The organism is Streptomyces sp. HB132 (genome assembly GCF_016909575.1).
Classification (GTDB): Bacteria; Actinomycetota; Actinomycetes; order Streptomycetales; family Streptomycetaceae; genus Streptomyces.
On the sequence record NZ_JAFBGA010000004.1, the window covers coordinates 547,989 to 574,547 of the forward strand.

Annotated in this window: 16 protein-coding genes, 3 tRNA genes and 1 pseudogene; 11 read left to right on the forward strand and 9 right to left on the reverse strand. The window is 66.2% G+C overall.

All coding sequences use genetic code 11. The annotated features are described in order from the left end of the window. Positions 1-83: 83 nt before the first annotated feature. Together JOC24_RS13310 and JOC24_RS13315 are read right to left on the reverse strand one after the other, a co-directional pair. On the reverse strand, positions 84-1,529 hold the full coding sequence (locus tag JOC24_RS13310) for an FGGY family carbohydrate kinase (protein ID WP_205020432.1): 1,446 nt from the start codon (positions 1,527-1,529) through the stop codon (positions 84-86). A 68-nt stretch (positions 1,530-1,597) separates the two neighbouring features. Continuing rightward, on the reverse strand, positions 1,598-1,900 hold the full coding sequence (locus tag JOC24_RS13315; protein WP_031091765.1) for a YtxH domain-containing protein: 303 nt from the start codon (positions 1,898-1,900) through the stop codon (positions 1,598-1,600). A gap of 181 nt (positions 1,901-2,081) precedes the next feature. On the opposite strand from JOC24_RS13315, the gene JOC24_RS13320 reads away from it, so the two are divergent. The 7 genes from JOC24_RS13320 to JOC24_RS33190 all read left to right on the forward strand — a co-directional run bounded on the left by JOC24_RS13320 (position 2,082) and on the right by JOC24_RS33190 (position 14,921). Further along, positions 2,082-2,154 (forward strand) — tRNA-Asn (locus tag JOC24_RS13320). A 5-nt stretch (positions 2,155-2,159) separates the two neighbouring features. Next, positions 2,160-2,232 (forward strand) — tRNA-Asn (locus tag JOC24_RS13325). Positions 2,233-2,443: 211 nt separating this feature from the next. After that, positions 2,444-2,517: transfer RNA gene (locus tag JOC24_RS13330), tRNA-Ile, on the forward strand. A 1,042-nt stretch (positions 2,518-3,559) separates the two neighbouring features. After that, positions 3,560-7,096 carry a laminin G domain-containing protein gene (locus JOC24_RS13335; RefSeq protein ID WP_307792680.1) on the forward strand — a complete coding sequence of 1,179 codons (3,537 nt, stop codon included), beginning with the start codon at positions 3,560-3,562 and terminating at the stop codon, positions 7,094-7,096. A gap of 119 nt (positions 7,097-7,215) precedes the next feature. After that, positions 7,216-13,857, forward strand: coding sequence for an RHS repeat-associated core domain-containing protein (locus JOC24_RS13340; RefSeq protein ID WP_307792681.1), 6,642 nt, complete (start codon positions 7,216-7,218; stop codon positions 13,855-13,857). After that, positions 13,847-14,275 (forward strand): Imm10 family immunity protein, encoded by a 429-nt coding sequence (locus JOC24_RS13345; RefSeq protein WP_275588500.1) that lies wholly within the window; start codon positions 13,847-13,849, stop codon positions 14,273-14,275. Before JOC24_RS13340 ends, JOC24_RS13345 begins: the two co-directional genes overlap by 11 nt. Before the next feature lie 394 nt (positions 14,276-14,669). Then, complete coding sequence (locus JOC24_RS33190) at positions 14,670-14,921, forward strand: hypothetical protein (RefSeq protein ID WP_239580328.1); 252 nt, start codon at positions 14,670-14,672, stop codon at positions 14,919-14,921. Here the strand turns inward: JOC24_RS33190 and JOC24_RS13355 are convergent, their stop codons facing one another. Continuing rightward, positions 14,922-15,125 carry a hypothetical protein gene (locus tag JOC24_RS13355; RefSeq protein ID WP_205020434.1) on the reverse strand — a complete coding sequence of 68 codons (204 nt, stop codon included), beginning with the start codon at positions 15,123-15,125 and terminating at the stop codon, positions 14,922-14,924. 104 nt (positions 15,126-15,229) lie between these two features. On the opposite strand from JOC24_RS13355, the gene JOC24_RS13360 reads away from it, so the two are divergent. Further along, a protein-coding gene (locus tag JOC24_RS13360; RefSeq protein WP_205020435.1) for an IS5 family transposase occupies positions 15,230-16,110 on the forward strand; the annotation gives its coding sequence in 2 pieces (ribosomal slippage) (positions 15,230-15,590 and positions 15,590-16,110; 882 coding nt in all). On the opposite strand, the gene JOC24_RS33990 is transcribed toward JOC24_RS13360, so the two are convergent. From JOC24_RS33990 to JOC24_RS13375, 3 genes are all read right to left on the reverse strand, one after another. Further along, positions 16,073-16,273 (reverse strand): hypothetical protein, encoded by a 201-nt coding sequence (locus JOC24_RS33990; RefSeq protein WP_307792682.1) that lies wholly within the window; start codon positions 16,271-16,273, stop codon positions 16,073-16,075. The two genes, JOC24_RS13360 and JOC24_RS33990, sit on opposite strands and share 38 nt — an antisense overlap. Before the next feature lie 125 nt (positions 16,274-16,398). Further along, positions 16,399-16,938 carry a winged helix-turn-helix domain-containing protein gene (locus JOC24_RS13370; protein ID WP_205020436.1) on the reverse strand — a complete coding sequence of 180 codons (540 nt, stop codon included), beginning with the start codon at positions 16,936-16,938 and terminating at the stop codon, positions 16,399-16,401. A gap of 111 nt (positions 16,939-17,049) precedes the next feature. Beyond that, positions 17,050-17,673, reverse strand: a complete 624-nt coding sequence (locus tag JOC24_RS13375; RefSeq protein WP_307792683.1) for an ISAs1 family transposase — start codon at positions 17,671-17,673, stop codon at positions 17,050-17,052. A gap of 59 nt (positions 17,674-17,732) precedes the next feature. Between JOC24_RS13375 and JOC24_RS33800 the strand changes: the two genes are divergently transcribed. Together JOC24_RS33800 and JOC24_RS13385 are read left to right on the forward strand one after the other, a co-directional pair. After that, on the forward strand, positions 17,733-20,732 hold the full coding sequence (locus JOC24_RS33800) for an RHS repeat-associated core domain-containing protein (RefSeq protein ID WP_307792684.1): 3,000 nt from the start codon (positions 17,733-17,735) through the stop codon (positions 20,730-20,732). Further along, on the forward strand, positions 20,719-20,928 hold the full coding sequence (locus JOC24_RS13385) for a hypothetical protein (RefSeq protein WP_205020437.1): 210 nt from the start codon (positions 20,719-20,721) through the stop codon (positions 20,926-20,928). Before JOC24_RS33800 ends, JOC24_RS13385 begins: the two co-directional genes overlap by 14 nt. 1,605 nt (positions 20,929-22,533) lie before the next feature. On the opposite strand, the gene JOC24_RS13390 is transcribed toward JOC24_RS13385, so the two are convergent. Together JOC24_RS13390 and JOC24_RS13395 are read right to left on the reverse strand one after the other, a co-directional pair. After that, the gene (locus JOC24_RS13390) at positions 22,534-23,049 is read right to left on the reverse strand and encodes a hypothetical protein (protein WP_307792685.1); all 516 of its coding nucleotides are present in this window, start codon (positions 23,047-23,049) and stop codon (positions 22,534-22,536) included. Next, positions 23,046-24,320: a hypothetical protein gene (locus tag JOC24_RS13395; protein WP_239580330.1), complete on the reverse strand. Its 1,275-nt coding sequence runs from the start codon at positions 24,318-24,320 to the stop codon at positions 23,046-23,048. The genes JOC24_RS13390 and JOC24_RS13395 overlap by 4 nt, the downstream gene beginning before the upstream one ends. Positions 24,321-24,954: 634 nt before the next feature. Here JOC24_RS13395 and JOC24_RS13400 point away from each other — a divergent pair. Beyond that, positions 24,955-25,885, forward strand: a pseudogene (locus JOC24_RS13400) (IS5 family transposase). A 15-nt stretch (positions 25,886-25,900) separates the two neighbouring features. On the opposite strand, the gene JOC24_RS13405 reads toward JOC24_RS13400, so the two are convergent. Beyond that, positions 25,901-26,559: IS630 family transposase (locus tag JOC24_RS13405; RefSeq protein WP_205020438.1), on the reverse strand; the 659-nt coding region annotated here is incomplete at its 5' end.

Sequence of the window (26,559 nt, forward strand, 5' to 3'; positions counted from 1 at the left end):
AGGCCGGTCCATACTCCGGCACTCCGGACCGCTCCTGCCATCGCTTTTCCTCAAGCCCCGGTCAAATCCCGGGATCGCGCACCTCAGGCGGTACCGCCGAACGCCCCGGGGTGGACCTGGTCCCGGCTCGCGCCGTACTGCTGGCGCACGGCGCGGCCGACCGCGAGCTCGTCACCCGGCTCCAGCACCTGCGCCTCGGCGTCCTGCCATGCCGGGGGGGTGCGGGGGTCGAGCTTCCCCTGCGAGACCCCGAGGGCCCACGCCGCCTGCCGGGCCGCCCCCAGCGCCGCGTACTCGGCGGGCTGCGGAACGACGACCTGGGTGCCGAAGACCAAGGGTGCCAGCGCCTGCACGGCGGGCAGCTCGGCGGCCGCGCCCAGCAGGAACACCCGCCGCGCCTCGACGCCCCGGTCCCGCAGTACGTCCAGTGCGTCGGCCAGCGAGCAGAGCATCCCCTCGAAGGCGGCCCGCGCGAGGTGCTCGGGCTTCATCGACTCGCGCCGCAGTCCGCTCAGGGTTCCAGCGGTGTGCGGCAGATGCGGGGTGCGCTCACCCTCCAGATACGGCAGCAGGACGAGTCCCGACGCACCCGGCGTCGACTCCATCGCCAGCGTGGACAGCTCGTCCAGTCCGTCCACCCCCAGCATCTCCGCCGTACCGCGCAGCGCGCGGACCGCGTTCGACGTGTGGACGACCGGGAGATGCATACCGGTCGCGTCGGCGAAGGAGGTGATCATCCCCGTCGGGTCCGCGAGTGCCTCGTGGTGCACGGCCATCACCGAGCCGGAGGCACCCAGCGACACGACGGCGTCCCCGACGGCGACACCCAGTCCGAAGGCCGCGGCCATCGTCTCGCCGGTGCCCGCCGAGATCAGCAGCCCTTCGGGCGTCATACCGGCCGCGTCGGCCGGGCCGAGGACCTCGGGCAGCGCGGCCTGGTGGCCGAGCGCGAGCTCCACGAGATCGGGACGGTAGGAACCGGAACCCGCCGACCAGTAACCGGTGCCGGACGCGGCACCGCGGTCCGTCGTCCGGCGGGCGGGCCGGCCGAGGAGCTGCCACACCAGCCAGTCGTGCGGCTGGAGGACCGCGGCGACCCGTTGCGCGTTCTCCGGCTCGCTCCGCACCATCCACCGCAGTTTCGCCACGGGCTGCGCGGCCTGCGGCACGGCGCCCACCGCCTCGGCCCAGGACTGCCGCCCTCCGAGCCCGTCGATCAGATCGGCCGCGGCGGCCTGCGCCCGGCGGTCGTTGCCGAGCAGCGCCGGTCGTACGAGGTTGCCCTGGTGATCCAGCGGCACCAGACCGTGCTGCTGCGCGGACACACCGATGGCCTGCACCCCTTCGAGCAGCCCTCCGGAGGCCGCCTCACCGAGTGAGAGCAGCCACGCCTGCGGATCCACCTCGGAGGCCTTGGCCTCGATGGGATGCGCGGCGTACCCCTGCCGCAGCACCTCACCCGTGTCCGTGTCGCAGACGACGATGTGCGTGAAGGCGGATGAACTGTCCAAGCCGGCCACTATGCCCATGCACAAGATTCTGCCGCACCCGCGGACCGTTCCCGCACCGGGCGGTGTGCCCGGCACGGGAACGGGCCTCAGGTGTTGGTCGTGCCCCAGTCGTCGCTGCCGTTGTGGCCGCTGCGCTCACGCAGCGAGCGCACCCGGTCCGAGACGGACACGGGGACCTTGTCCCCGACCTTCTCGCTCACCGAGTGGTAGGCCTTGCCGGCGAAGTCCCGGCCGCCGTGCGCGGCGGACTCCGCCGCGTTCCGCACCGCGGGGTTCTCGGCCAGCTGCTGCGCGGCCTTCTTCAGCTGCTCGTAACGCTCGCGCCCGGCTCGCGTGCCGAGCACGTAACCGAGGGCCACTCCGGCGATGAACGTGAGCCGGTACCGCATGGCTGCCACCCTTCCTTCACTCCGTGCGACGTGTGCTGCCCGCCTACCCGCACACACCCGAGATCACCCCGGGAGATACCGATTGGCGGAGCACCCCCCTGGTTGCGCTAATGTATGTGTCGCAGCGAACGCGCGCCGCTCGGCTTCAGCCAGGCAGGTGCGATTCGAGGCAACGCAGCAATCCCCTGTAGCTCAATTGGCAGAGCAGCCGGCTGTTAACCGGCAGGTTACTGGTTCGAGTCCAGTCGGGGGAGCGCGATCCCCTGTAGCTCAATTGGCAGAGCATTCGGCTGTTAACCGGAGGGTTACTGGTTCGAGTCCAGTCGGGGGAGCGATGCGGAAGAGGGCCCTTCGGGGTCCTTTTTCGTGTGCCCGAGCAGGGTGGTCCGTGACTCTTTCGGGGGGATTCCGCACCGCCTGGAACCGGGCAGCGCGCAGCGAGGTCCTCATGGTCATGCGAAGCCGATCATCCGCAGCAGGAGATCGTATGACCGGCTATGCTGCGGCAGACGGCGCGTACACCTGTACGCGCCACGCCGAAACGGGGCGGTAGCTCAGCCGGTTAGAGCAGCGGACTCATAATCCGTCGGCCGTGGGTTCGAGTCCCACCCGCCCCACAAGTTTTACCTTGCGGAAACGTTCTGACCTGCGGAAACGTGAATTTCACGGCTGCTTTCCGTGCGGTACTGGCCGCGCGCCGTGCGGTACTGACTCGCTGTCGCAGCGTGTGAGTCACTTCAGATGCCTCTGACCTGGCCATTTACGGTGGTTGCCTGAGGGGGCGTCGTGGCTTGCTCCCACGGCCGCCTGAGCGGCGGGATGCCCTGGTCACTCATGCCGTCTGACTCCGTCGTTTTCCTTGGTGGCGAAGGGGGGCATCTCCGGTGCGGTCTCGGCCGTGGAGGTAGTGGCGCTCACCGGGGCTACGGTGCCCGGTGCAGGCCTTGAGGGAGAGGTTCTCGGCCGGGTCAGGAGTAGCAGGCGCTGGCGGCTCGCTTGTTGGAGCGCGTGGCGACCGGTTCCGGGTCACACGTGCCGGCCATCGAGCAATGGCGACGGTGGCGCACATGAACAGGTAGGGGCACTGCCCGGAAGGCTGTGACGCGGCATCACAGACCGTGCCCGAGGTGAGAGCTGCCCTCGTCTCACTGTACGGAGGCGGGTGCTTCAGCATGCGGTGATCTTCCGTTCGCATTACGTGAACTTTCTGTTCGGCTCCGTCATGTCAACTCTGCGCGCGACGAGCTGCATACGTGAGCATGCCTGCCGTTGGCACTGAATGGTGATCAGTACGCGACCATGTGGTCTGTTTGTCTGGTTCGAAGGCGCACCCTGTGTCGATATGGGCCCTCATGTTTTCAGTAGCAACTGCTTGCCGATGTGCCCTAGATCACTCTTGACTGGTTCATGCTGCCCCCCGATAGTTGGCTGACTTTGTAAAGGCTGTGAAGTAAATGGGGCGGGACTGTGAGTAACGGGGTGTGGCGTCGAGCGCGTCACCGTGTGTGTGCGCTGGTCGTCGCGGCCGTCGTTGTCGGCGGTACGCCCGGCCTGAACTGGCCTGCTGCGGCTGCACCATCGTTGCCACCTTCCGCGGTCGATGCGGCGTCCACTGCGCAGAGTCGGGCGTCGGCGGAGGCCGTCGAGTCGGGTGAGCGTGTGGAGGTTGTCGAGGAGCGCACGGAGCGTGAGACGACGTTCGCCAATCCTGACGGTGAGACGTTCACGCTTGAGAAGTCCGTCATTCCGGTCCGTGTTGCCACGTCTGAGGGCGGGTGGGCTGCCCCGGATGCCCGCCTGGTGAAGCGGAGTGACGGGTCGGTCGGTCCGGCTGCCGCCGCGGTGGACCTGTCCTTCTCCGCGGGTGGCGAGGGTGCGGATCTCGTCACGATCGCGGAGGGTGGGCAGTCGGTGTCCCTCGGCTGGCCGGGTGATCTTCCCGCGCCCAGGCTCGAGGGTGAGCGGGCGGTGTACAAGGACGTCCTGCCGGACGTGAACCTCATTCTCACCGCGACGGTGGAGGGCTTCCGGCAGGTGCTGGAGGTCGAGACCCCCGAGGCGGCCGAGAACCCGGCTCTGGACAGCATCGAGTACAAGCTGGATGCGGAGAACCTCACCGTACGGTCGGGTGTGGGCGGGGGAGTGGACGCGCTGGACGGCAACGGCCAGGCGGTCTTCCGCTCACCGGCAGCCCAGATGTGGAACTCCGCCGGTAACACCGCCGCCCCCGTTGCCCGTCAGTCCCTCTACCTCGCCCCGTCGGCGGACACGGCTAAGGACCAGCCCGTGCCCGCAGGGCCGGCGGAAGAGGGCGACCCGTTGGCGGGCCCGGGCGCGGGCGACGCCTCTGCAGTGCTCCCGCTGGCGGTGACCGGTACGTCCGTGACGGTCAAGCCGGACGCGGAACTGATGGCGGCGACGGAAGCGGCGCACTTCCCGCTCTACATCGACCCGTCGGTCGAGCTCAACGAGTCCGAGCGCACGGTGCTGTCCTCGGACGGGGACGTGTTCTGGAACTTCTCGGGCGGCGACAACGGCATGAGCGTCGGCAAGTGCGGCTCCGCCGTCATCGGCGGCGTCTCCTATTACTGCGGCAACGGCTACGTCAATCGCATGTACTTCGAGTTCTCACCCAGCAAGCTGAAGGGCAAGCACGTCCTGGATGCCAGGTTCCGCGTTACCGAGACCTGGTCGTTCTCCTGCGATGCCCGCTGGGTAGACCTCGAACGCACCAACAACATCTCCTCCTCCTCGAAGTGGCCCGGCCCGACGAAGCTGGACCAGATGGGCGACAAGCACGTTTCCGCCGGGCGGGGCAGTAACTGTTCTCCCGCCCAGCCGCGGGCGCCGATCGAGTTCCACGACTACGCTCCCGAGCCGGACGAGAACCTGACCCCGACGGTCCGCAGTTTCGCCGACGGCAAGATCGCCCGCCTGACTCTGATGCTGATGGCGAAGAGCGAGAGCGACACCATCTCCTGGAAGCGTTTCGACGACGACGCCGTCCTCAGCGTCGACTATGTCGGGAAGCCTGCCAAGCCGAGCAATATCGGCCCTGTGGTGGGAAGTTCGCACGACTGCAACACCGTCGAGTCCGCGCCGGCCATCGTCACCGACCCCACCCCGGATCTCACCGCGACCCCGCAGACCGAGTCCGGCGGCGAGTCCGGTGCGAAGCTCCGCGTGGCGATGGACGTGGACAAGAAACAGAGCGACGGCACGTGGGTCAACGCGATGAGTGAACTCACGCGCCCCAGCACCGGGTACGTGGGTGACAACGTCAAGATCACCGCCACGGCGCCGACCCTGCCGGAGAGCACGCTCCTGCGGATGCGTTCGTGGACCCGCTCCTACTACGGATCCGAGTACCTCGCGGGGCCGTCCAACGGGTCCACCACGGGTTATTGCTACTTCAAGATCGACAGCAAGGCCCCCAAGCCGCCCACGATCACCTTCAAAACAGGCAACCCGTATACCCTGTGCACGGCCAACGACTGCGTGCCCGGAGGCAAGCCCGGGCAGGCGGGTACGTTCGTCCTCAGCCCGGCAGCCGGTGACGTCAACACCTCCTACCGGTACAAGCTGTCGACCGACACCGCATGGTCCAGCTACAAGACGGGCGCGACGGTCGAGATCACCGTGGCGCCGCCCACCTCCGGCACCATGATCCTGCAGGCGGAGGCGAAGGACACCTACGGTCCCGGAGCTGCGAACGCGGTCGAGTTCGTCGTCAGAGAAGGCGAGGGACCGGTCGGCCGCTGGAACTTCCACGAGACCTCCGGGGCGGCCCTCGACTCCTCCACCACCGACCCGGCGCTGAGGGACAACGCGACCCTTGCAGGCGGAGCCACCCGCACCGACAAGGGCCGCCGCGGCGAAATCACCCTCACCCAAGCCACGGAAACCACCCCCGCGGTGAAGTCCACCGATCAGGGTCTCGCCCTGAGCGGCACCACCGGATACGCCGCCACGACCGGCCAGGTCATCGACACCCGGGCCTCCTACACCGTGGCCGCCTGGGTCCGCCTGGACGCCCCGACCCGCAACGCGACGGTCATGGGCCAGGACGGCGTCAACCGCAGCCCCTTCCTCCTGGGATACGAGCACACGTCCAGGACGTGGTCCTTCCGCGAGGCGTCCAACGACGCCCCCGCCGACGGAACGTGGTCGTACCAGCGGGTGGCATCCAAGAACCAGGCGGTTCCGGGCGTGTGGACACATCTCGCCGGTGTCTACGACGCCTCCACCAACACCATCAGCCTCTACGTCAACGGCGAACTCCAGGGCACCACACCCTTCACCGGAGCCTGGGCGGCCACCGGCCCGCTGCAGATCGGCCGCGTCCAGTCCGGCACCTACACCGACTACTTCCCCGGCACGATCGACGAGGCAGCCGTATGGCAGGTCGCCTTGACCGAACCCCAGGTCAAGGAGGAGAGCCGGCTGCTCGACGCGTATCAGATGCCGGCCGCCGAACTCGTCGCGGCATGGAATCCCGCCGGCGCGCAGGGCACCACACTGAGCGACACCGTTTCCGGATACGGACGGTCCCTGGCCCTTTCCACCGGCGCCTCCCTCGTGGACGACGAACTGGTACTCAACGGCACCACCGGAGCCGGGACCACGCCCGGGCCGGTCGTCGACGACTCCGGGTCCTTCACGGTCTCGACGCAGGCCGTGGTCGACGCCGCGAAGGTGCTGACCAAGCCCAACGGCTACAAGGCGCAAATTCTGGGGCAGCACACGGCGACCGGATCGTCCTGGAGCCTCTGGTTCGAGAAAACGGGGACGCGTCAGGAGCCTGATTACGACGAGAACGGCGATCCGGTCCTCGACGGCAACGGCATGCCCGCCACCAGCACCGTGGCGGTGGGCCGATGGCACTTCGGCCGCCTGACAGCAGACGGCACCGGAGTGTCCGTCCAAAGCATCGAAGAAGCCCTCTTGGACACCGAGACCCGCCTGACCGGCGTCTACGACGCCCAGGACAAGACAATCCAGCTCTACCTGACCTCCGATCAGCAGATCAGCGACGGGATCGCGTACACCGCACAGATCGGCACCGGGGAGCTGACAGTCGGCAAGGGCTACCTCGGATCCTGGGGCAACTACCTGCCCGGCAGGCTCAGCGACATCCGTCTCTGGTCGGGAGCACTGCACAACGGCGAACAGGTCGCCGACACCGTCGGAACCTGAACCGCAGCTTCGAACCAGCGTGGCCGGCCCTACACCGGTCGGCCACGCTCGCCCACCTTCTTCTGTGTGACCACACTGCCGCCCCGCCCATGCGGGGCGAACGCTCCTGGAGAGATGACGTGTCCGTGTACAGATACGTGCCCGCGGTTCTGAAGCGCGGCAAAACGCCCCGCACCACTTCCGCTCACCGGAAACTCCGCATTCCCCTGGTGGGAGCGCTGGTTCTGGTTCTGTCCGTACCGGCCGGCCTCACCCCGCTCGCCATGGCAGCAGAACCACTGGGCCGCCCTGACGTCCCTTCCCCGCGCGTGGCTAAGGTTCAAGCCGTACCGGCACTCGGAACGGCCGAAGCACGCGAGCAGACAGCGAAGAACAAGGCCCTCAACGCCAACCAGGCCAAGCAGGCAAAGAGTGAGCACGCCGCCCACTGGCCGAGGGCATCACGGACCACTGGCGAGATCACAGGCAAGCCCGGTAAGCAGACCGCCTCACTCACCGCCCCTGGGAACGCGAAGACGGCAGTACGCGACGGGAAGGCGTCACCTGTTGCCAAGGGCACCGCAACGGTGAACCTGCTCGACCAGAAGACCGCACGCCATGCGGGTATCACCGGCGTCGTCCTCACTGCCGCAGCCGAATCGCCGGGTCAGGCCGGGCTCAGTGTCGACTACTCCTCCTTCACCGACGTGATCGGCGGAAACTGGGGCTCCCGCCTCGGCGTCGTCTCCCTTCCCGCATGTGCACTGACCAGTCCGCAGAAACCCGAATGTCGCACCCGAAGTGCCGTTCCCTTCAAGAACGACACCGTGACACAGACCATCTCCGCACAGGTCACCGTCCCGCAGAAGGCTGCCGCAGCGGCGACTGGCCCGGCTGCGTCGGGGGTGTTCGCCCTGACGGCCACAGCCGACGCCCCGGCGTCCAGCTCCGGCGACTACAAGGCAACGCCCTTGGCCGCCTCCTCCAGTTGGGAGGCTGGAGGCTCGTCGGGAGCGTTCACCTGGTCCTACCCGGTCGCCGTGCCCCCGACGGCAGCTGGCCCTTCGCCGTCTCTGTCGCTGTCCTACGACTCGGGCAGCACCGACGGCCGCACGTCGAACACCAACAATCAGGGTTCGATGCTCGGTGAGGGATTCGACCTCACCTCCTCCTACATCGAGCGCAAGTACGGCTCCTGTGATGACGACGGCCAGAAAGACAAGTCCGACCAGTGCTGGAAGTACGAGAACGCCTCCCTCGTCCTCAACGGCAAAGCCACCGAACTGGTCAAGGACGACACCAAGAGCGTGTGGCGGCTGAAGAACGACGACGCCTCCCAGGTCGTCCACATGACAGGCGCCTCCAACGGCGACGACGGTGACGACATCGTCACCGGCAAGGGCGACGGCAAGGGCGAGTACTGGCAAGTCACCACCGGCGATGGCACCGTCTACACCTTCGGCCTGAACAAACTTCCCGGCGCAGGCACCGAGCGCACCAACTCAGTCTGGACCGTCCCCGTCTTCGGCGACGACACAGGTGAGCCCGGCTACTCCTCCGGCACCAGCTACTCCGACCGCGCTAAGACCCAGGCCTGGCGATGGAACCTCGACCTCGTCACAGACCTCCAGGGCAACGCCTCAACGTACTGGTACAAAACGGAGACGAACTACTACGCCAAGAACGGCGACAAGACCAAGCTCGCCTCCTACACCCGTGGCGGCTACCTCGACGAGATCAAATACGGCCAGCGCTCCGGCACCCTGTTCACCGGCAACGCGTCCGGCAAGGTCGCCTTCACCTACAGCGAGCGCTGCACCGCCGACGATTGCTCCTCGCTGACCGAGGACACCGCGAAGAGGTGGCCGGACGTTCCGTACGATGCGATCTGCGGGGCAAGCGAAACTGACTGCCTGCCCACTGGACCGGCCTTCTTCACCCGCAAAATGCTTACGGGAATCAACACCAGCGTCTGGTCCACGGCCGCTGAGCCTGACGGGTACAAGCCGGTCGACAGCTACAGCCTCACCTACCAGTTCCTGGACGGCGCGGACATCGGCAACCCGTCGGACAAGACCCTGACCCTCAAGTCGCTGCAGCGCACGGGCAAGAACGGCGGCACCATCGCCGTTCCACCGGTGGAATTCGTCTACCACATGCGACCTAACCGCGTCGACTCCGACTCCGACAATATTCTCCCGCTGACCCGCCCGCGCATCAGCGAGATCACCAGCGAGGCTGGCGCCGTCACCTCGGTCACCCTCTCCGACCCGCAGTGCGTTCGCGGCAGCAAGATGCCCGCGGCCGAAGACGACAACAACCTCTCCTGCTACCCGGTGTACTGGCCCATCAACGGTGGCGACCCCAAACTGGACTGGTTCCACAAGTACAACGTCACCGCCGTTTCCACCTCCGACCCGGCCGGACAGAACCCGAACGTCGAGAACTCCTACACCTACGAAAAGCCGGGCTGGCACTACAACAACGACCCCTTCACTCCCGAGGACGAGCGGACCTGGTCTATCTGGCGTGGATACCAGAAGGTCACCACCTACGTCGGCGACACCGATCACTCGCAGTCCAAGACGGTCCGCCTATTCATGCAGGGCATGCATGGCGACAAACTCAAGGACACCACGACCACCCGCACCGCCACAGTCCTCGGCATCGACGTCGCAGGCCTGAACGCCTCTGATGCCACCGACCTCGACGTCTACTCAGGATTCTTGCGGGAGGAAATCACCTACAACGCCGCAGAACCTGTCTCGGTCGCCTTCCACAACTTCTGGTACAAGGAGACCGCCAGCCAACAACGCTCGTACGCCAACACCAAGGCGAACTTCGTCCGCACCGCCCGCACCTACCTCAACACCTACCTGCCGACCACCAACACCTGGCAGCGCAGCTACACCTCATACACCTACGACACCACCTACGGCATGGTCACCCAGACCGAGTCGATAGGCGACATGGCCAAGACGGGCGACGAAACCTGCACCCGCACCTGGTACGCCCGCAACGCCGCCGCCGGCCTCACAAGCCTTGTCTCACGCACCCGGGTCGTCGGCTCCGCCTGCCTGGACACAGCCGGCGCCGTAATCACTGACGACAAGCTGGACCTCCCGGCGGCATCCACCACCCGCGGCGACGTCCTCTCCGACACATCAGTCGTCTACGACAGTGCCACCGCCGCCGGCTGGTCCGCCTCCCAGACCCCCACCCGCGGACTCGCCACATGGTCAGGACGCGCCAAGGCATACCCGATTGCCGTAGGTACCAACGACCGCCACCCAGCCATCAACGGCGGCTGGCAAACCACAGCCAAGACCACCTACGACACCCTCGGCCGCCCTCTCACGGTCACCGATGCCGAAGACCGTGTCACTTCCACAGCCTATTACCCCGCTGCTACGGGCCCCTTGACCGGCTCCATCATCTCGGCACCCAAGCTGACCTCCAACGGACAGATCCACAAGACGTACACCTACGTCGACCCGGCAAGAGGATCAGTCACCACCACCCTCGACACCAACCTGAAGAAGACCGAGAACACCTACGATGCCCTCGGCCGGATCACCGCCACCTGGGCACCGAACCGCACCAACGGTGTCGACACACCGACCGCGAAGTACGCCTACAACTTCGCCCGAGATACTCAGCCCTGGACCTCCGTAGCCACCCTCAAGGGCGACGGCAAGAGCTACCAAACCAGCTACGCCATCACCGACGCTCTCCTGCGCCCGCTGCAGACCCAGACGGCCTCGCCTCTCGGCGGCCGCATCCTGACCGACACGCGCTACGACTCGCGCGGCCTGGCGTATGAAACGTCTGCCGACATCTATGACGACCTCAAGGCGCCAGAAGGCACATACGTCCGCGCGTCCTACGCCCACACGCCTGCCTTGACGCGTATCTCGTACGATGCGGCTGCCCGGCCGACCAAGAGCACGTTCACCGTGCTCGGCGTGGACCGATGGTCCACGACCACCAGTTACACCGGCGACTCCACCGCCACCACCGCCGTTCAGGGAGGCAACGCCACCCGCACGATCACCGACGCCCTGGGCCGCACCACAGAGACTCGCACCTACGCCGGCACGACACCGAACGACACCGCCTACGGCGCCACGTCCGGTACCCCGTACACGCGGGTGAAGTACGACTACACCCGCGACGGCAAGCAGTCGCAGATTACTGGCATCGACGATGCCAAGTGGACTCACACCTACGACCTGTTCGGTCGCGAGGTGAGCTCGACCGACCCCGACAAGGGCGCCTCGACCACGGAGTACACCGATCTCGACCAGATCAGCCTCACCACTGACTCACGTAACGCGAAGCTGCTGTACGAGTACGACGAGACCGGGCGCAAGACCGGTCTCTGGCAGACATCGAAGACTGACGCCAACAAGCTCGCCGCCTGGACCTACGACGCCCTCGTCAAGGGCCAACCGGATGCCTCTACCCGCTACGTGGGTGGTGCCACAGGCAAGGCATACACCAAGCGCGTCACGGAATACGACACCCTCAACCGCGCCACCAGCTCCGAAGTTGCTCTGCCGGCCGATGACCCTCTGGTCACCTCCGGAGCGGTCCAGTCCACTCTGAAGTTCGGCACGGCTTACCTTGCCGACGGAAGCGTCAGCAACACCAAGGAGCCGGGCGCCGGGGGGCTCGCGTCGGAGATCATCTCGCCCAAGTACAACTCCACGGGCCTGATCACCGAACTCTCGGGCACCAACCTCTACCTGCGCGGCGTCAGCTATACAGCTCTCGGACAGGCCTACCAGTTGGCCCTGGGCGCCACCGCCAAGCAGACCTACATCAACAACACCTTCGAGACCGGAACCCGACGCCTCACCCGCAGCAACGTCACGGACGACACCCACCCGTACATGCTGCAGGACCTCAACTTCACCCAGGACGACGCCGGTAACGTCCAGTCCATCTTCGACCCCACCACCCTCGGCGGCACGTCCGAGGCCGACAACCAGTGCTTCATCTACGACGCCAACCGGCGTCTCACCGAGGCCTGGACACCCAAAGCAGCAGACTGCGACACCACCGGCCGCACCACTGCCAACACCGATGGAGCGGCCCCGTACTGGACCAGCTACACCTATAACGGCGCCGGCCAGCGCCACACAGAAACCACTCACACGCCCACCGGCGACGCCACAACCACCTACGGTTACAAGACGTCATCCGGCCAGCCCCACCCGCTTGTCAAGACAACCGGCGCGAAGGCAGCCACCTACGGGTACGACTCAGCGGGTAACACCACGACACGCCCTGGGACCCAGGCCACCCAGAGTCTGGCCTGGAATAGCGAAGGCCAACTCTCCTCAACTACAGAACCTGCGGCCGGCAGCGAGCCCGCCCTTGGCACGGGCTACCTCTACGACGCCGACGGCGAGCTTCTCATCCGCCGTGCCACCGGAGACGGCGACACCGTCCTCTACCTCGGCGCCACCGAAGTGCGCCTGACCACCAAGGGGGCCACCAAGACGATCACCGGCACCCGCTACTACAGCGCCGCAGGTCAGACCATCGCCGTACGCACCGCAACAACAGGTAATACCGGCAACAAACTCAACTTCCTGGTCTCCGACCATCACGGCACCAGCAGCATCGCAACGGACGCGACCACCCAAGCGACGACAAAGCGCCACACCACCCCCTTCGGGAACCCTCGCGGAACCGGGACCTCAGCCTGGCCCGACGACAAGGCGTTCCTCGGAAAGCCAGCCGACAGCGCCACGGGCCTCACCCACATCGGTGCCCGCGAATACGACCCTGAACTCGGTCAGTTCATCAGCGTCGACCCCCTCCTCGAACTCGACAAACACCAAACCCTCAACGGCTACAGCTACAGCATCAACAATCCCCTCAGCTTCTCCGACCCCACCGGAATGGGACTCGGCTGCGGTGGGTCATACGAGGGCTGTCCCACCAACCCGTCGGGGGGACAGAGCGGGCAACCCGACAAGATAAACACCGGAGGCACCCCGAGCAAGGCCGGTGGCGGCGGTGGCGGTGGCGGTAGTGGCGGTGGTGGCTCCTCTTCAGATTCATCTGGAAGCAATGGGCGTGGCGCGGGCGATGGTGTCCCTGCTTTCGCCGAAGGCTTCTATTACGGCTTTGGTGAGGCATTTTATGGTGTGATCGGCAACGTTCCACGGACCGCGGAAATGTTCGGATGGCTTTGGGATTCAGACTGCCGTAACGGTGGCGGACCAGGAAGTCCAGGTTGCGACTATGGGGACCAGTACGACGGTTGGATGGCAGGCCAGGGATACAATGTTGGGTCAGACTCATATCAAGTGCCCACCGCCTTGGGTGCCTTCTTTGGTGTTGGAAAACTTGGGCGACCCAAGGGAAGTAAGGTGGGAAATGGCAGCATGGCGGGCGTAGTCAAAAAGTCGACACACTTTGCGTCTGTGGAAGTTCGCAATAAGTATGGCGTGAAGACTATTTCATATTCCCTGCGTAGCGGAGAGCAGACTCCCGAGGAGAAAGCGCTCGGGTTCCCGAATAACATGATGGCGAGTCATACGGAGGCGCGTGTGGTCAGAATGTCCGGTGGTAGCGCAACCGTTAAGATAGCGGGGGACCGGTTCGCCAATCTGGCACCGGTGAAGCCCGGTGATACAGTTACCATCAATGCCATCAGCAAACCCTGTACTCAGTGTCAAGGGTCCATGACGCGCGCAGCTCAGGAAACTGGGGCAACGTTTACGTACCTCTGGGATGGAAAGCAGTGGAGTACTAATGACGAGTGAGGGTCAGCAGTGGGAAGTGCGAGCTGTTACGGCCGCACCCAATGTGCCTGACAACTGTTTCGTGGTGAGCCTGGCTGAGGATAATATGGGAGATGGGGAGTACCTCATCTTTCAGGCGCGTTTGACTGAGCCGTCCGGTCAGGATCGACGTCTCGAGATGGACTCTTACTGTATTATCGCAAAGTCGGGCGGAGTGAACTATGGAGGTTTGGAGGGTGTTTCGGTTGATACCTCAGAGGTCATTCTAGATTTTAACGAAGAGGCCGCCGAAGAGCTCTCTCTGGAGTGTCGCCGAGTGGTTCTTGGGGTGGCAGGTGAGGTGGATGTGTCGCTGCTTTCCTCTGGTTTGAAAAGAGTTCTGCGATACGGTAATCCAGACCGCTTCCCCAGGTTTTCAAGCCCATTTGGCTTTGATTAACCTTGATTCGTCAGCGGTAAGTTCGCGTTGATCAATGCTGCTTTTCGCTCGTACTGCTGAACTTGAATGGGTGATGACGGTGAGTGTGGTGGTGCCCCGAGCTGCTCCGCGGATGGCTACTGCGCCAACGGATGGCTACTGCGCCAAGATGAGCGCATGACCGAGAGCGAAGCCGATCTGCTGGCGTTGCTGCGCAAGCTCGATGATCCGGGGTGGTTGGAGCGTCCGCAGCACTACGACCGTGGCGAGGCCGCGATGCACTTCGGCGCTCTGATAGCCCGACTCGAAGAGGACTTCGCGGCCCGCTGCACGTCCGAGCAGGACTCCAGCCGAGTATGGACGCGTTGCCGTGCTCGGGGACGCGACCGTGTACGGTACTCGGATCGTCGTCTGTGTGAGCAAGTTCGGCTCGCTGGCTCTGGTCTGCGCCGACAACCCGGGCGCCTTCTTTGGAACGGTTGACGCTCAGACCGAGGGCGAACTGGACGCCGCGGACCTTGCCATGGTCAACCGGGCGCTTGTCGAGCTTGGCTATGTCGTGGTTGCCGAGGAACTGCTGGAGAGCGACTACGACGGGCCGAGCCGACTGCCCTGGCACGTTCAGCGGACCAGCTGGTGGCATCGCTTCTTCGGCATCTTTTGGTGATCACGCCGACAGGGTCAGGCCGGTGTCGGCCAGGCGTCCGTCGATCACCTCTGGCCTGTACTGCAGCATCTTGAGCTTGCGCTTCACAGCGGGGGTGACCTGGCCAAGGTCGGCGGCGGCCAGGTTGCCGATGTCGCGTTTGACCAGGGAGCAGATGCCCTCCTGCGGGTTGAGGTCCGGGGCGTAAACCGGCAGCTGAAACACAGTGAGCCATGAGGCGTTCGACTCGAAGAACTCCCTCAGTGGCGCGACTAGGGCCTGTCCGGCGGATCATGTGACCTTCTGACCGGTCGCTCGTTGGTTTGGGCATGGGTCGGGGGGATCTGACGAACCGCGAGTGGTCGTTACTGGAGCCGCATCTGCCACCTCTGGGTGGCCGGGGTGGCCGGTGGAGCGACCACCGCATCGTGGTGAACGGGATCCTGTTCCGGGTCCGGACCGGTGTCCCGTGGCGTGACCTTCCGGAACGCTATGGCTCGTGGAAGACCGTCTATGAACGGCATCGCCGCTGGTCGGCGGACGGTACCTGGGACCGGATCCTGCAAGCCGTCCAGGCCGACGCCGACCTGGCAGGGCGGATCGACTGGTCGATGGTCGGCGTCGACTCGACGTCCTGCCGGGCCCATCAGCACGCGGCCGGCGCACGCAAAGCCCGTCCGCGGATCCCGAAAAAAGGACGACGCCCCGGCACCACCGCCCCGACGAGGGACTCGGACGGTCCCGGGGCGGCCTGACCAGCAAGATCCACCTCGCCGGCGAAGGCGGCTGCCGTCCCATGGCCCTCCTGCTCACGCCGGGCCAGTGGGGCGACGCCCCGCAGATGGTCGAGGTCCTGAACCTGATCCGGGTTCCCCGGCCGCTGGGCGGACGGCCCCGGACCCGGCCGGACCACGTCAGCGGCGACAAGGCGTACAGCTCCCGCCGAAACCGCCGCTACCTGCGAAGACGCCACATCCGGCACACGATCCCCGAGCCGAAGGACCAGCGGGCCAACCGCCGCCGTAAAGGCAGAGAAGGCGGCAGACCAACGGGCTTCGAACGTGACCACTACCGGCGCCGCAACGAGGTCGAGCGGACCATCAACCGGCTCAAGAACTCCCGGGCAGTAGCGACCCGTTACGACAAACGGGCCTACGTCTTCCACGGCACCGTCACCGCCGCAGCGATCCGACTCTGGCTCCGCCAGTGATCCGCCGGACAGGACCTAGGTGCATGCGCAGGTTGTCCCACACCAGCACGGTCGGGCCGCCGAGCTGCGTGTGGGCGCGGATGACGAGGTCGCGGTAGTCCTTCCAGTCGAAGCCCTTCGGTTCGTTCTTGCGGCCCCGGTACTCACGGATCGCGTAGAACAAACGAGATCGCTCACCCGGCTTTTAGCAGGTCATCCCCGCCATGGAGAGTCGACCCGATCCCCGCCCGCGCACGCGGACGACCGGAGTGCTGCCCCTGCGGCCCCAGGTCCTGGCACGCGGCGGCGTCATCGACTGGCCGGCCTCGTCTTCGAAGACCACCCAACCGCCGTTCGCCGCCGCGGTGCTCTTACCCGCGGCCACACCTCTCGTTTCCACAACTCCACCGCGTCGTCGTCACGCTCGATCGCACGCCGGGTCGGCTGCTGCCAGGACCAGCCATAGCGCCGCAGCAGTCGCCACGTGCCCTCCACGGTGTACGAGACGTGGAACAGCCTGCCGATCACCGTCTTCACGCGGGCCAGCGTCCACCGCTGGTCGGCCCACCCGTGTGCCAGCGGACTGCGCTCCAACTCCCTCTCCAACTTGGCTATCTGCGCGTCAGATAGTCGGGGTCGACCGGGTGATCCCTTGGAGGCCACTCCGGCGTGGCCGCCCTCGCGCCACTGGCGTCGCCAACGCTCCACCGACCGTTCCGAATCCCGCAGCGTGGCAGCGGTCTCCCGGTTCCTTCCGCCAGCCTCGAAGCACGTCACGGGCTGGCGCCGGACCCGCTCCTGCGCGTCTCTCTCGAGGTCGGTCAAGCCGCCGCCCTGCGGATATCTCACCGAGCGAGGACTACCGAGGCCACCTTCACGCTGTCTGGCGAACAGCCCGACATCACCCGATCAAGTTCAGTAGTTGACGGCTACGTCAGTAGCGCTTGCTCAAGTTCTTGTTTATCCGATTTGTTGGTGATGTCCAGGAGTGGGGAGGGCTCGTTCGGGCTGGTCGCGGATTGCCCGGGTGGTCTTGGCGATGTTGGCGGCTCCGAGGACCTTGAACAGGCCGACGGCGAGGTTGCGGAAGGTGGCCATGACGCGGGGTGCGGTGCCGGTGCGGATGATGGAGGTGTCCTCGGCGTAGGTGACGTCCCGCACGTGGTGCAGGTCCTCGACGGTCCAGTGTCCGCGGACGGCGGCGGCGAGGTGGGCCGGGGTGGTCTCGTGGGCGTCGAGGCTGGTGACGGCATAGACCTTCTCGCGGCTCTCGCGGCCGCCGGTCTGTCGGCGGCGTCGGTGGACGCGTAGGGCGAGGCGGGTGTGGGGGAAGGCGATCCCGCCGAGTCCGTCGGCGATGGAGCAGGTCTTGATCGAGCGTGATTCGTGACGGCCGTGCCCGGTGGACGAGGCGGTGTGCTGGACGGCGATCTCGTGCCAGGGCAGGCCCGCGAGCTGCCAGTGGGCGGTTGCCTGGTTACGCTTGATCATGGCGATGTAGTGGGCGTTCTTGGTCTCGACGACCCAGGTGACGTTCGCCTTGACCGAGTGCAGGGCGTCGAAGGTGACCAGGGCGCCGTCCACGGCCTGGGGTCTGTACGGTGATTCCCGTATCCCCGCCCCTGCTGAGGCGTGCGGGGTGGGTGCCAGCGCGAAGCACCGTCGTCGTGGCCGGGAAGTCGGAGTCGATACGGCTGCGCCTCCCGCTGGTGTGGGTGCCGCGGGGGCAGGGCGATGTGCCCTGGCACCGGATAGCCGACACGCGCATCACGGACGCGCTGGTGGCGCGGGTGGACTACTCGACGGGCAATCTGATGCTCGCCGGTACCGACTTCGACATCGCCGGGGTGGGGCAGAAGCTGCAGCTGGCCCGGACGTACAACTCGCTGGACGCGCCGGCCGGGGCGATGTCGCAGCGGTCCTGGTTCACCTTCGAGCGGCGCCTGGAGACGTTCTTCACCGACGAGGTCCTCTGGTACGACTCCAGTGGTGCGGCCGTCTCGTTCGAGAAGGAGAGCTACGGCACGTTCACCACACCGGAGGGCTACTCGCGGGACCTGGTGAAGAACAGCGACGGCACGTACACGTTGACGGACCGGAAGTCCGGGTCGAGGGACACCTACGACTCTTCTGGGTCCCTGTCGAAGGTGACCGATCGCAACGGCGGGGTGATCACGGTCGTCTCGCACGGGGCGGGGGCCGGGTTCAAGGTCACCGAGACGCGGTCGGGGCGGTGGGTGGACGTCACCAACGACGGCGGGGGCTGGTGGCACGCCACCGATCACACGGGCCGTCAGGTCTCCTACCACCTCGATGACCAGGACCGGGTGCACAAGGTCACCGATACGAACCTGGCCACGGTCACCTACGGCTACGACTCCTCGGGCCGCATCGAGTCGGTCACCACGCAGGAGAACCGGGTCACCCGTTTCACCTACGACAGCGAGAACCGGGTCACGGCGATGACCCGGGCCTCCGCGGAGGGCGGCAGCACCGGCCCCACCTGGACCTACGCCTACACCGCCTCCTCGGCCACGGCGGCCGGCACCACCAAGGTCACCGACCCCGAGGGTGACGCGACGACGTACGTGCACAACGGTGACGGGGAGGTCAGCAAGGTCACCGACCCGCTCGGCCACTCCCGCTCCACCACCTACCAGGCGCACATGGCCACCACAGCCGTCGACGGGACGGGCTCGGGCTCGACGCCGGGCAACACCACGACGTACGGGTGGGATTCCCGCAACAACCCGACCTCCGCCGCCCTGCCCAGCGGGGCCACCGCCCAGATGACGGGGTGGCTGACGAAGGCGGGCATGGACGTGCCCGGCACGCTGAACAGCGCGGACGACAACAAGACGGACTACACCTACGACGCGGTCGGCAACACCACCTCCGTCGCCGTCACCGGCACCGGCGGCGGGACGACCAGCACCGACTACAACCCGGCCACCCCGACCTGCGGCGGGTTCAAGGGCCAGAAGTGCTCGGTCACCGACGCCCGAGGCAAGAAGACCTCGTTCGCCTACGACGCCAAGGGCAACCTGGTCACCATCACGCCGCCCGCCCCGCAGGGGAAGACCACGATCACCTACGACTACGCGGGCCGCCCCGACGTCGTCAAGGACGGCCGCGCCATCCAGACGGTCTACAGCTACGACGACCGCGACCGCGTCACCAAGGTCTCCTCCACCAACGCCACCGTCCAGTACTCCTACGACGACGACGGCAACATGACCTGGCGCAAGGACGCCACCGGCGAGACCGACTACGCCTACGACACCCTCTCGCGTGAGGTGTTCCGCTCCCTGCAGGACGACTCCGAGGCGACCGTCGCCTACACGGCGGCCGGCGACCTGGACACCTACACCGACCCCATGGGCACCACCGACTACAGCTACGACGATGCCGGACGCCTCGAGTCGCTGAAGGACCCGGCCGGCCGCACCACCGCCTACACCTACGACAACAACGACCGCCGCACCCACACCAACTACCCCGGCGGAACGGTGCAGAAGGTCACCCTCGACGAGGACGGCAAGCCCACCGCCATCAAGGCCACCCACGGCTCCACCACCCTGGTCGACCTCACCTACACCTACACGACCGGCGCCGGTGACCCGGGAACGAAGATCTACGCCCGTACTGACCAGGCTGCCGACCGTAAGACGGCTTACACCTACGACAGCGCCGGACGCCTCTCCTATACCAAGGAGACCAACACCGGCACAGGTGCCCGTACCGCGTCGTGGCTGTACTGCTTCGACAGGGCCGGCAACCTCACCCACCAGGACACCACCGCCACCACCTGCCCCACCAGCCTGACCTACGCCTACGACGACGCCTCCGAGCTGATCTCCAAGTCCGGTTCCACCGCCGGCTGGTCCTACGACAAGGCCGGCAACGAAACCGCCGCCACCCCCGCCGGAGGCACCGCGCGGACCGGCGAGTCGTGGTCGGACTACAACCAGCTCACCAGCATCACCGCGGGCGGGACCACCTACCAGGCCAAGCACGCCGGAACCACCAACGACGAACGCACCAAGCTCGGCGACACCTGGTTCCACCACACCCAGCTCGGCCTCGCCTCCACCACCACCGGATCCACGGACACAGGCTTCGTCCGCGAACCCCGGGGCACCCTCAACTCCATGACCCGGAGCGGGAAGAGCTACTACTACCTCACCGACGCCACCGGCAACGTCCTCGGCGCCGTTGACCCCACCGGCACCCGCACGCATACCTACGCCTACACCCCCACCGGCACCGCACGCACCACCCCCGCGGAGACGGTCCCCCAGCCCTACAAGTTCGCCGGTGCCTACAGCGACCCGACCGGCCTCTCCAAGATGGGCCACCGCTACTACGACCCCGCCCTCGGCCGCTTCACCCAGCCCGACCCCTCCGGCCAGGAAACCAACACCTACCTCTACGCCGAAGGTGACTGCGTCAACAACAGCGATCCCACCGGGCTCGACTGCGCTGAGAACGTCGTCATGGGTGTGTTCGCAGGAGTGGGACTGGCTGCTTCGGCTGCTTCACTGTTCGCTGGTCCCGTTGGATGGGCTGCGGCAGCGGGCTATCTCACTGCTGCACCCAGTGCAGCCTACGCAGGAGGAGCGATTGCCAATGACTGCTTCTGAGCAGAGGTCTCGAACGCTCGGGGTGATCGGATCGGCACTCACGACCATTGCCATGCTCATGGCCGTCGTGCTGCAATTGGCCGACGGTCAGTCCATTGGCGAAGCGCCGGTAATGATCCCGCTGATTATCGGATCTGCCGCACTGGTGATTGCTGTAGTCCAGATAATTCAGTATGGCCGGTTCAAGCGAAGCTGAGGCCGCCTCTGTTCCTTCGCGAGGCGTCGAGCCTGCGAACCCGAGGCCCTCTGAACTGTTCGGCTCGGCCGACCAGTCCACCAGCAGGACCTACGAGAGGTTTTCGGATTAGCAGAGATCATCGCGAGAGCGTTTGATCGTCGCTCTGCGTAGACCGGCCGGGTTGAGGCACGGAAGCTGCGGCCATCGCCGTGGGTCAAAGCGCAACGCTTCGGCCCACGGCGACGCTCATAGTTCGGATTGCGGTTCCCCCGTTGCTCGGGAGGTGCTGATCAGCGGTTCAGGGCGAGTTGGCGGGGTTTCAGGTTCGCTCGTTCGGCCGTTGCCTGCTCGGTGTAGTGCTTCTCCTACGAAGTGCGGCAAGCCCCAGCTGAGCCTGTACCGCGTGACGCGGCTACGGGAGCCAAATTCGAACGCTCATACTGGCAGTAGCAGTAAAGGTGACGCCAGTGTCCCGGCCGCTCAGACGTGCGGGGCGGGTGTCCGTGCGAAGCGGGCCGTCGTGTTCGGCCGGGAAGCCGGAACCGGCGCGCCTGCGGCTCCCGGTGTCCGGTCGATGCGGAGTGTGACTGCCCCTGCTAAGGGGGGTGACGGAGTCCGCAGCATGCGCTACGGGTGAGGCGCGGCATTGCCTGCCTTGCAGTAGATGCGCGGGGCGGATCGTCTCCCGCTACAGGCACAGGGGCCGCCCCGTAGCCGTGCGGTACGTACCGCACCGCGTTGCCGTTGTCAGGGATCGAGGCGGATGCAGCGGGACGCAGCAGGATGTGAATGTCCGCCTCTGTGGCGTTTCCGCAGGTGAGAGGCGTCACGCTTTTGGGTTCGAGTCCCACCCGCCCCACCGAGCGTCCCCAGGCAGAATCGTTCTGACCTGGGGATACGTGTTTTTCGGGGCGTTTTTGCGTGCAGCGTTCGCCGCACGTAGGTGCAGCGAACGTGAGGCTTCGATCCTTCAAGGCAGATCTCGCATGGCTGTGAGCTGGTCTTTTGTGGCCCTGGCGTGTGTGGGACCGTTAAGAACGATCCCACGGCTGCTGGTCGATTTCAGACCGCTCTTCGCGGCACGTTCTCCGGCAGTCGCTGGAGTCCGAACAGCACTGGATGCTTGTGGTCAGCATGTGGCTGAGGGCGTCAGGCACTGGGATGAGCTGGGTCGGATCGGACCGGCGGTCGCTCCGTCCGGCAAGGCGGCGGGGTGCCGGCGGGCCCAATGTCCCGGGTGCGTAGCCGGGCGCCGGGGAGCGCGCCGCACCTTCGTCGAGGTGGATGCGCTGGCGGGGGTGCCCTCCGGGCGCGGGTTTCAGGCAGTGACGCGTGGTGTCCCCGCCTTAAGGGTGCCGTCGTCGCCACCCACCGGACGGTGACGGCCTTGCCGGACGGGCAGCAGACGCTGTCCTGATGCCGGTGCCAGTTCGCGTGGGCGGTGACCTGCCCACGCGCCGGGTCGATGTGCTCGAAGCCGCTGGCGTGACCGCCCGCGTACTGCTGGGGAGTGACGGTGCCCGGCAGCAGGAATGCTCGTCCTCGCTGGCGAAGACAGGAAGGCCCACGCGAGCCGGCCGCCAAGTCCCGGGCTCCGAGGCGGCGCAGGTGTCTCCCGGTGGGTCAGAACGCCTGCATGTACACCCGGGTCCTGTCGGAGTTCAGCTCGAGGACGTGGATCTCGATCCACTGGACCTCGCTCCGGCGGCTGTCCCCGACGCAAGGCGGACAGACTCCGGCCCAGCGGATGCCCTTCTCGCTCTGAGGCTCGGCGAGGCCGAGATGTCCGAAGAGCTCCGTGGGGGACGGGAGATCCTGGTTTCTGGTGCGCAGAGGCTTCTCGGGACGCAGATCCTCCGCCACTCGTACGGCGGTCTTCTCGTCGGTCACGAAGGAGAGCAGATAGATGTCTTCCTGCGGATTGATCTGCACGGCGCCCTTCACCTCCGTCGCGCTCTCGGGCACCGCCACCTTCATGAACGCCGATGCCTCCGGGGCGCCCATGCCCTTTCCCCAGTGCGAGGCGCGCCCGTCCGTCGTCCGGTGATCACCCCCGCCGGCACTCGAACAGGAAGTGAGCAGCAGGGCGGCCCCGAGGGCCGCGAGCAGCCGTGGCCGCAGGGCAGATCCGTTGTTCACCGGTTCTCCTCGTCGCCGCGCGAGACGTCCCCGCGGGACCCTTCGCGCCCAGGGTCCGCCGGTGTCGCCCCGGGGGCTGAGCCACTGTTCAGGTCCTGGGTGTAGGTGCTGCTGCTACCGTGCATGTCGAATTCCTGGGCGAAGCCCACTTTGTGCAGTCGCCCCATGTCGTCGTCGGGAATGGTGACACCACCGGGGAACGTCGTCGATTTTCCGGAGTCCCAGTTGTACCGGTCCCACACGTTGACCTGGTAGTCGAGCGAGACCTGTGGCTTGCCGCCGTCGCCCGGACTGACGGTGACCATGCCCGACACGTTCTGCTGGTGCGACCCGACCGCGTGGAACCATTCGTCCTGACCGAAGGTCCGCCCGATCGCCTGGCTTTCCACGGGAACGACGACCGTCCTGTCGCCGCCGGCCTTCTCGAACTCATCGAGGGCCTTCTGACGCCATGCTTCCTGGTTCTCGGTGATGTGAAGCGTGCCGACGTCGGTCCGGAACCCGGAATCGTCGTGCAGGATGCGGTCGACGTCGAGGGCGAGCGCCTCGCCGGTGCCGCTTAGGTAGTGCTGCATGTTGCGCGATGCCGCGACCTCTCCTGTGACATCGCCGCCTGCCGCGATCGCTTGAGCTTGTGTCAGGACCCAGAGGTCGTGAGCGGTGGGATCCTCCGTGTCGAATGCTCCGGAGCCGGCGTCGGCCGGTCTCCACTCGTACAGCGGGGCCATGATCCCTGCTTCTCGAAGGTCGTCGCCGCGCTCTCGCAGCAGGATGCCGCGGGTCACCGGATCGAGATCACGCCACCACTCCGCCACGGCGGCCCGCCCCTTCGGCATGTTGGCGGCCTTGCCGGCCTCCTCCAGGGAGGGATAAGGACTCTTCACAGGGCTTCTGTTGAAGCCGTTCATGGTCCCGTCCATGATGTCGGAGTCGACCACGGCGGCTGCGAGGGCGAGTCTGATGCCGTCGTCGGCGTCAGTGACCGCCTGGACCGCCTGGTCGAGGAGATCGCCCCACCGGGTCACCTGCGCGCGCACACTTTCCTGGTAGCCGGGGTCATGTACGTACGCACTGCGTGCACTCTGACTGAGCTGTTCGGTATCGAAGGAAACGACGCCTTGGTCGGAGACGCGCATGCCGTCCTTGATCGCGTCGGTGCGCACGGTGTTCACCCTGCCACGGAGGGCGGCCAGCTGGGTGTGTGAATCCCGCAGGATGGACGCAATCGCCTTGGCCTCCTGCTGAGCCCCCTGCAGCTCCCTGAGCGTCACGGTGAACCGGTAGTTCGCGGCATCGGCGCTCTGGCCGACCCACGACTGTCCGAGTGAGACGCCATGGACATCCCCGCTGGGGCGCCCGCCCCGGGGGTATTGCGCGATTGGGATTGGTCCGGTTCGCCGGACTCATGAGTGACGAGGCGCCGTGTCCGTTATGCGCTGTATTATCGATGATAACTGAGGCGGACCGCTGCCAGATCGCCCGTCGCCCCTTCCGCTGCCCGTGACTGAGTGACGCCTGCGCACCGGGCGTATCCCGGTTTCACGAAAAAATTCGACCAGGGCCAACAGGCGGTGCCCGCCGATACGGTGTGTGACTGCGCGGGGCAGAGGGCGAGGTGGTAACGGAGTCGGCTGCGTGTACTGCGGCTGAGCCGCGCGGTTGGCTGCCGTACAGCGAATGCGCCGGGCGGTCTGTCTCTCGCTGTGGGCACCGGGGCGCCCCGTATTCGTGCGGTACGTACCGCACGGCACCGTAGTTGCCGGGGATCGAGGCGGATGCAGCAGGACCCAGCAGGATGCGCATGTCCGTCTCTGTGGCGTTTCCGCAGGTGAGACGCTTCTCCGATTTAGGCACTGTTTCTCGGATCTCCTGACGTGCGTGGGGTGTTGGGGTCAGGCTGCTTGTATGGGCCGTGGTGATCTGACGAATGCGGAGTGGGACCGGCTGGAGTCGTTCTTGCCTCCTGGTGGGGCGCGCGGGGGCCGGTGGAGTGACCACCGTCGGGTGATCAACGGGGTTCTCTACCGGGTCCGGACGGGCGTGCAGTGGAGGGATCTGCCGGAGCGGTTCGGGCCGTGGGAGACCGTCTACAAACGCCATCGCCGCTGGTCAGCGGATGGAACATGGACGATGCTGCTGTCGCGGATCCAGGCGGCCGAGGACGCCGCGGGCCAGATCGACTGGGACGTCTCGGTGGACTCGACAGCTGTGCGGGCCCACCAGCACGCCGCCGGCGCGCGGAAGGCGCCGGCGGTCGCGGTCCCTCAAAAGGGGATCGCCGGGGGGACGAACCAGGTCGATCCGGTGTTGAGGAAACTGACGGTCCGGTTGGAGGAAGTGGCCAGATCGGCGAGTGTCTGGGACGTTCCCGCGGCGGATTCACCACCAGATCCACCTTGCCGCCGACGGGCGATGCCGGCCCCTCGCCCTCGTCCTGACCCCCGGACACTACGGTGACGGCCCCCAGCTCGAGCGAGTGCTGGAGCAGGTCTCCGTGCCCCGCATCGGAGTCGGCCGACCCCGGACCCGACCCGACCGTGTCCTGGCGGACAAGGCCTACACCTCTGGGAAGAACCGGCGTTACCTGCGACGACGCGGCATCCGGCACACGATCCCCGAACGCCTCGACCAGCAGAGACACCGCAAGAATCGCGGTTCCCGAGGCGGCCGTCCCACTGGCTTCGACAGCGAGCGATACAAGAAGCGCAACACCGTTGAACGCACCATCAACCGGCTGAAAGGCTTCCGCGCCGTCGCCACCCGCTACGAGAAGCGCGCCTACATCTACCTCGGCACCGTCACACTCGCAGCCCTCGTCATCTGGCTCAGAACATGATCCGAGAAGCAGTGCCTAGTGACCTGAGTCAGAGATTCGCTGGCAGTAGCTGGCGACCTTGTCGAGGATTTCGTCGGCGGTCTTGGCCCAGATGAAGGGCCGTGGGTGGTCGTTCCAGTCCGCGACCCAGGCCCGGATGTCGCGTTCCAGTGCTTGGACGGAACGATGGACACCGCGTTTGAGCTTCTTCTGCGTGAGCTCGGCGAACCATCGTTCCACCAGGTTCAGCCAGGACGAACTGGTCGGTGTGAAGTGCAGGTGGAATCGAGGGTGGGACAGCAGCCACTTCTTGACCGCCGGTGTCTTGTGGGTCGCGTAGTTGTCGAGGATCAGGTGCACCTCGAGGCCGGCTGGCACTTCCTTGTCGACCTTGGCCAGGAACTTCTTGAACTCAGCTGCCCGATGGCGGCGGTGCAGTGAGTCGATGACTTTGCCGGTTGCCACTTCCAGAGCCGCGAACAGGGTGGTGGTGCCGGCGCGGATGTAGTCGTGGCTTCGGCGTTCCGGGACGCCCGGCATCATCGGGAGCACGGGCTGGGACCGGTCCAGGGCCTGGATCTGCGACTTCTCGTCCACGCGGAGGACCAGCGCTCTTTCCGGTGGATCCAGGTAGAGGCCCACCACGTCGCGGACCTTGTCGATGAAGAACGGGTCCGTGGACAGCTTGAAGGTCT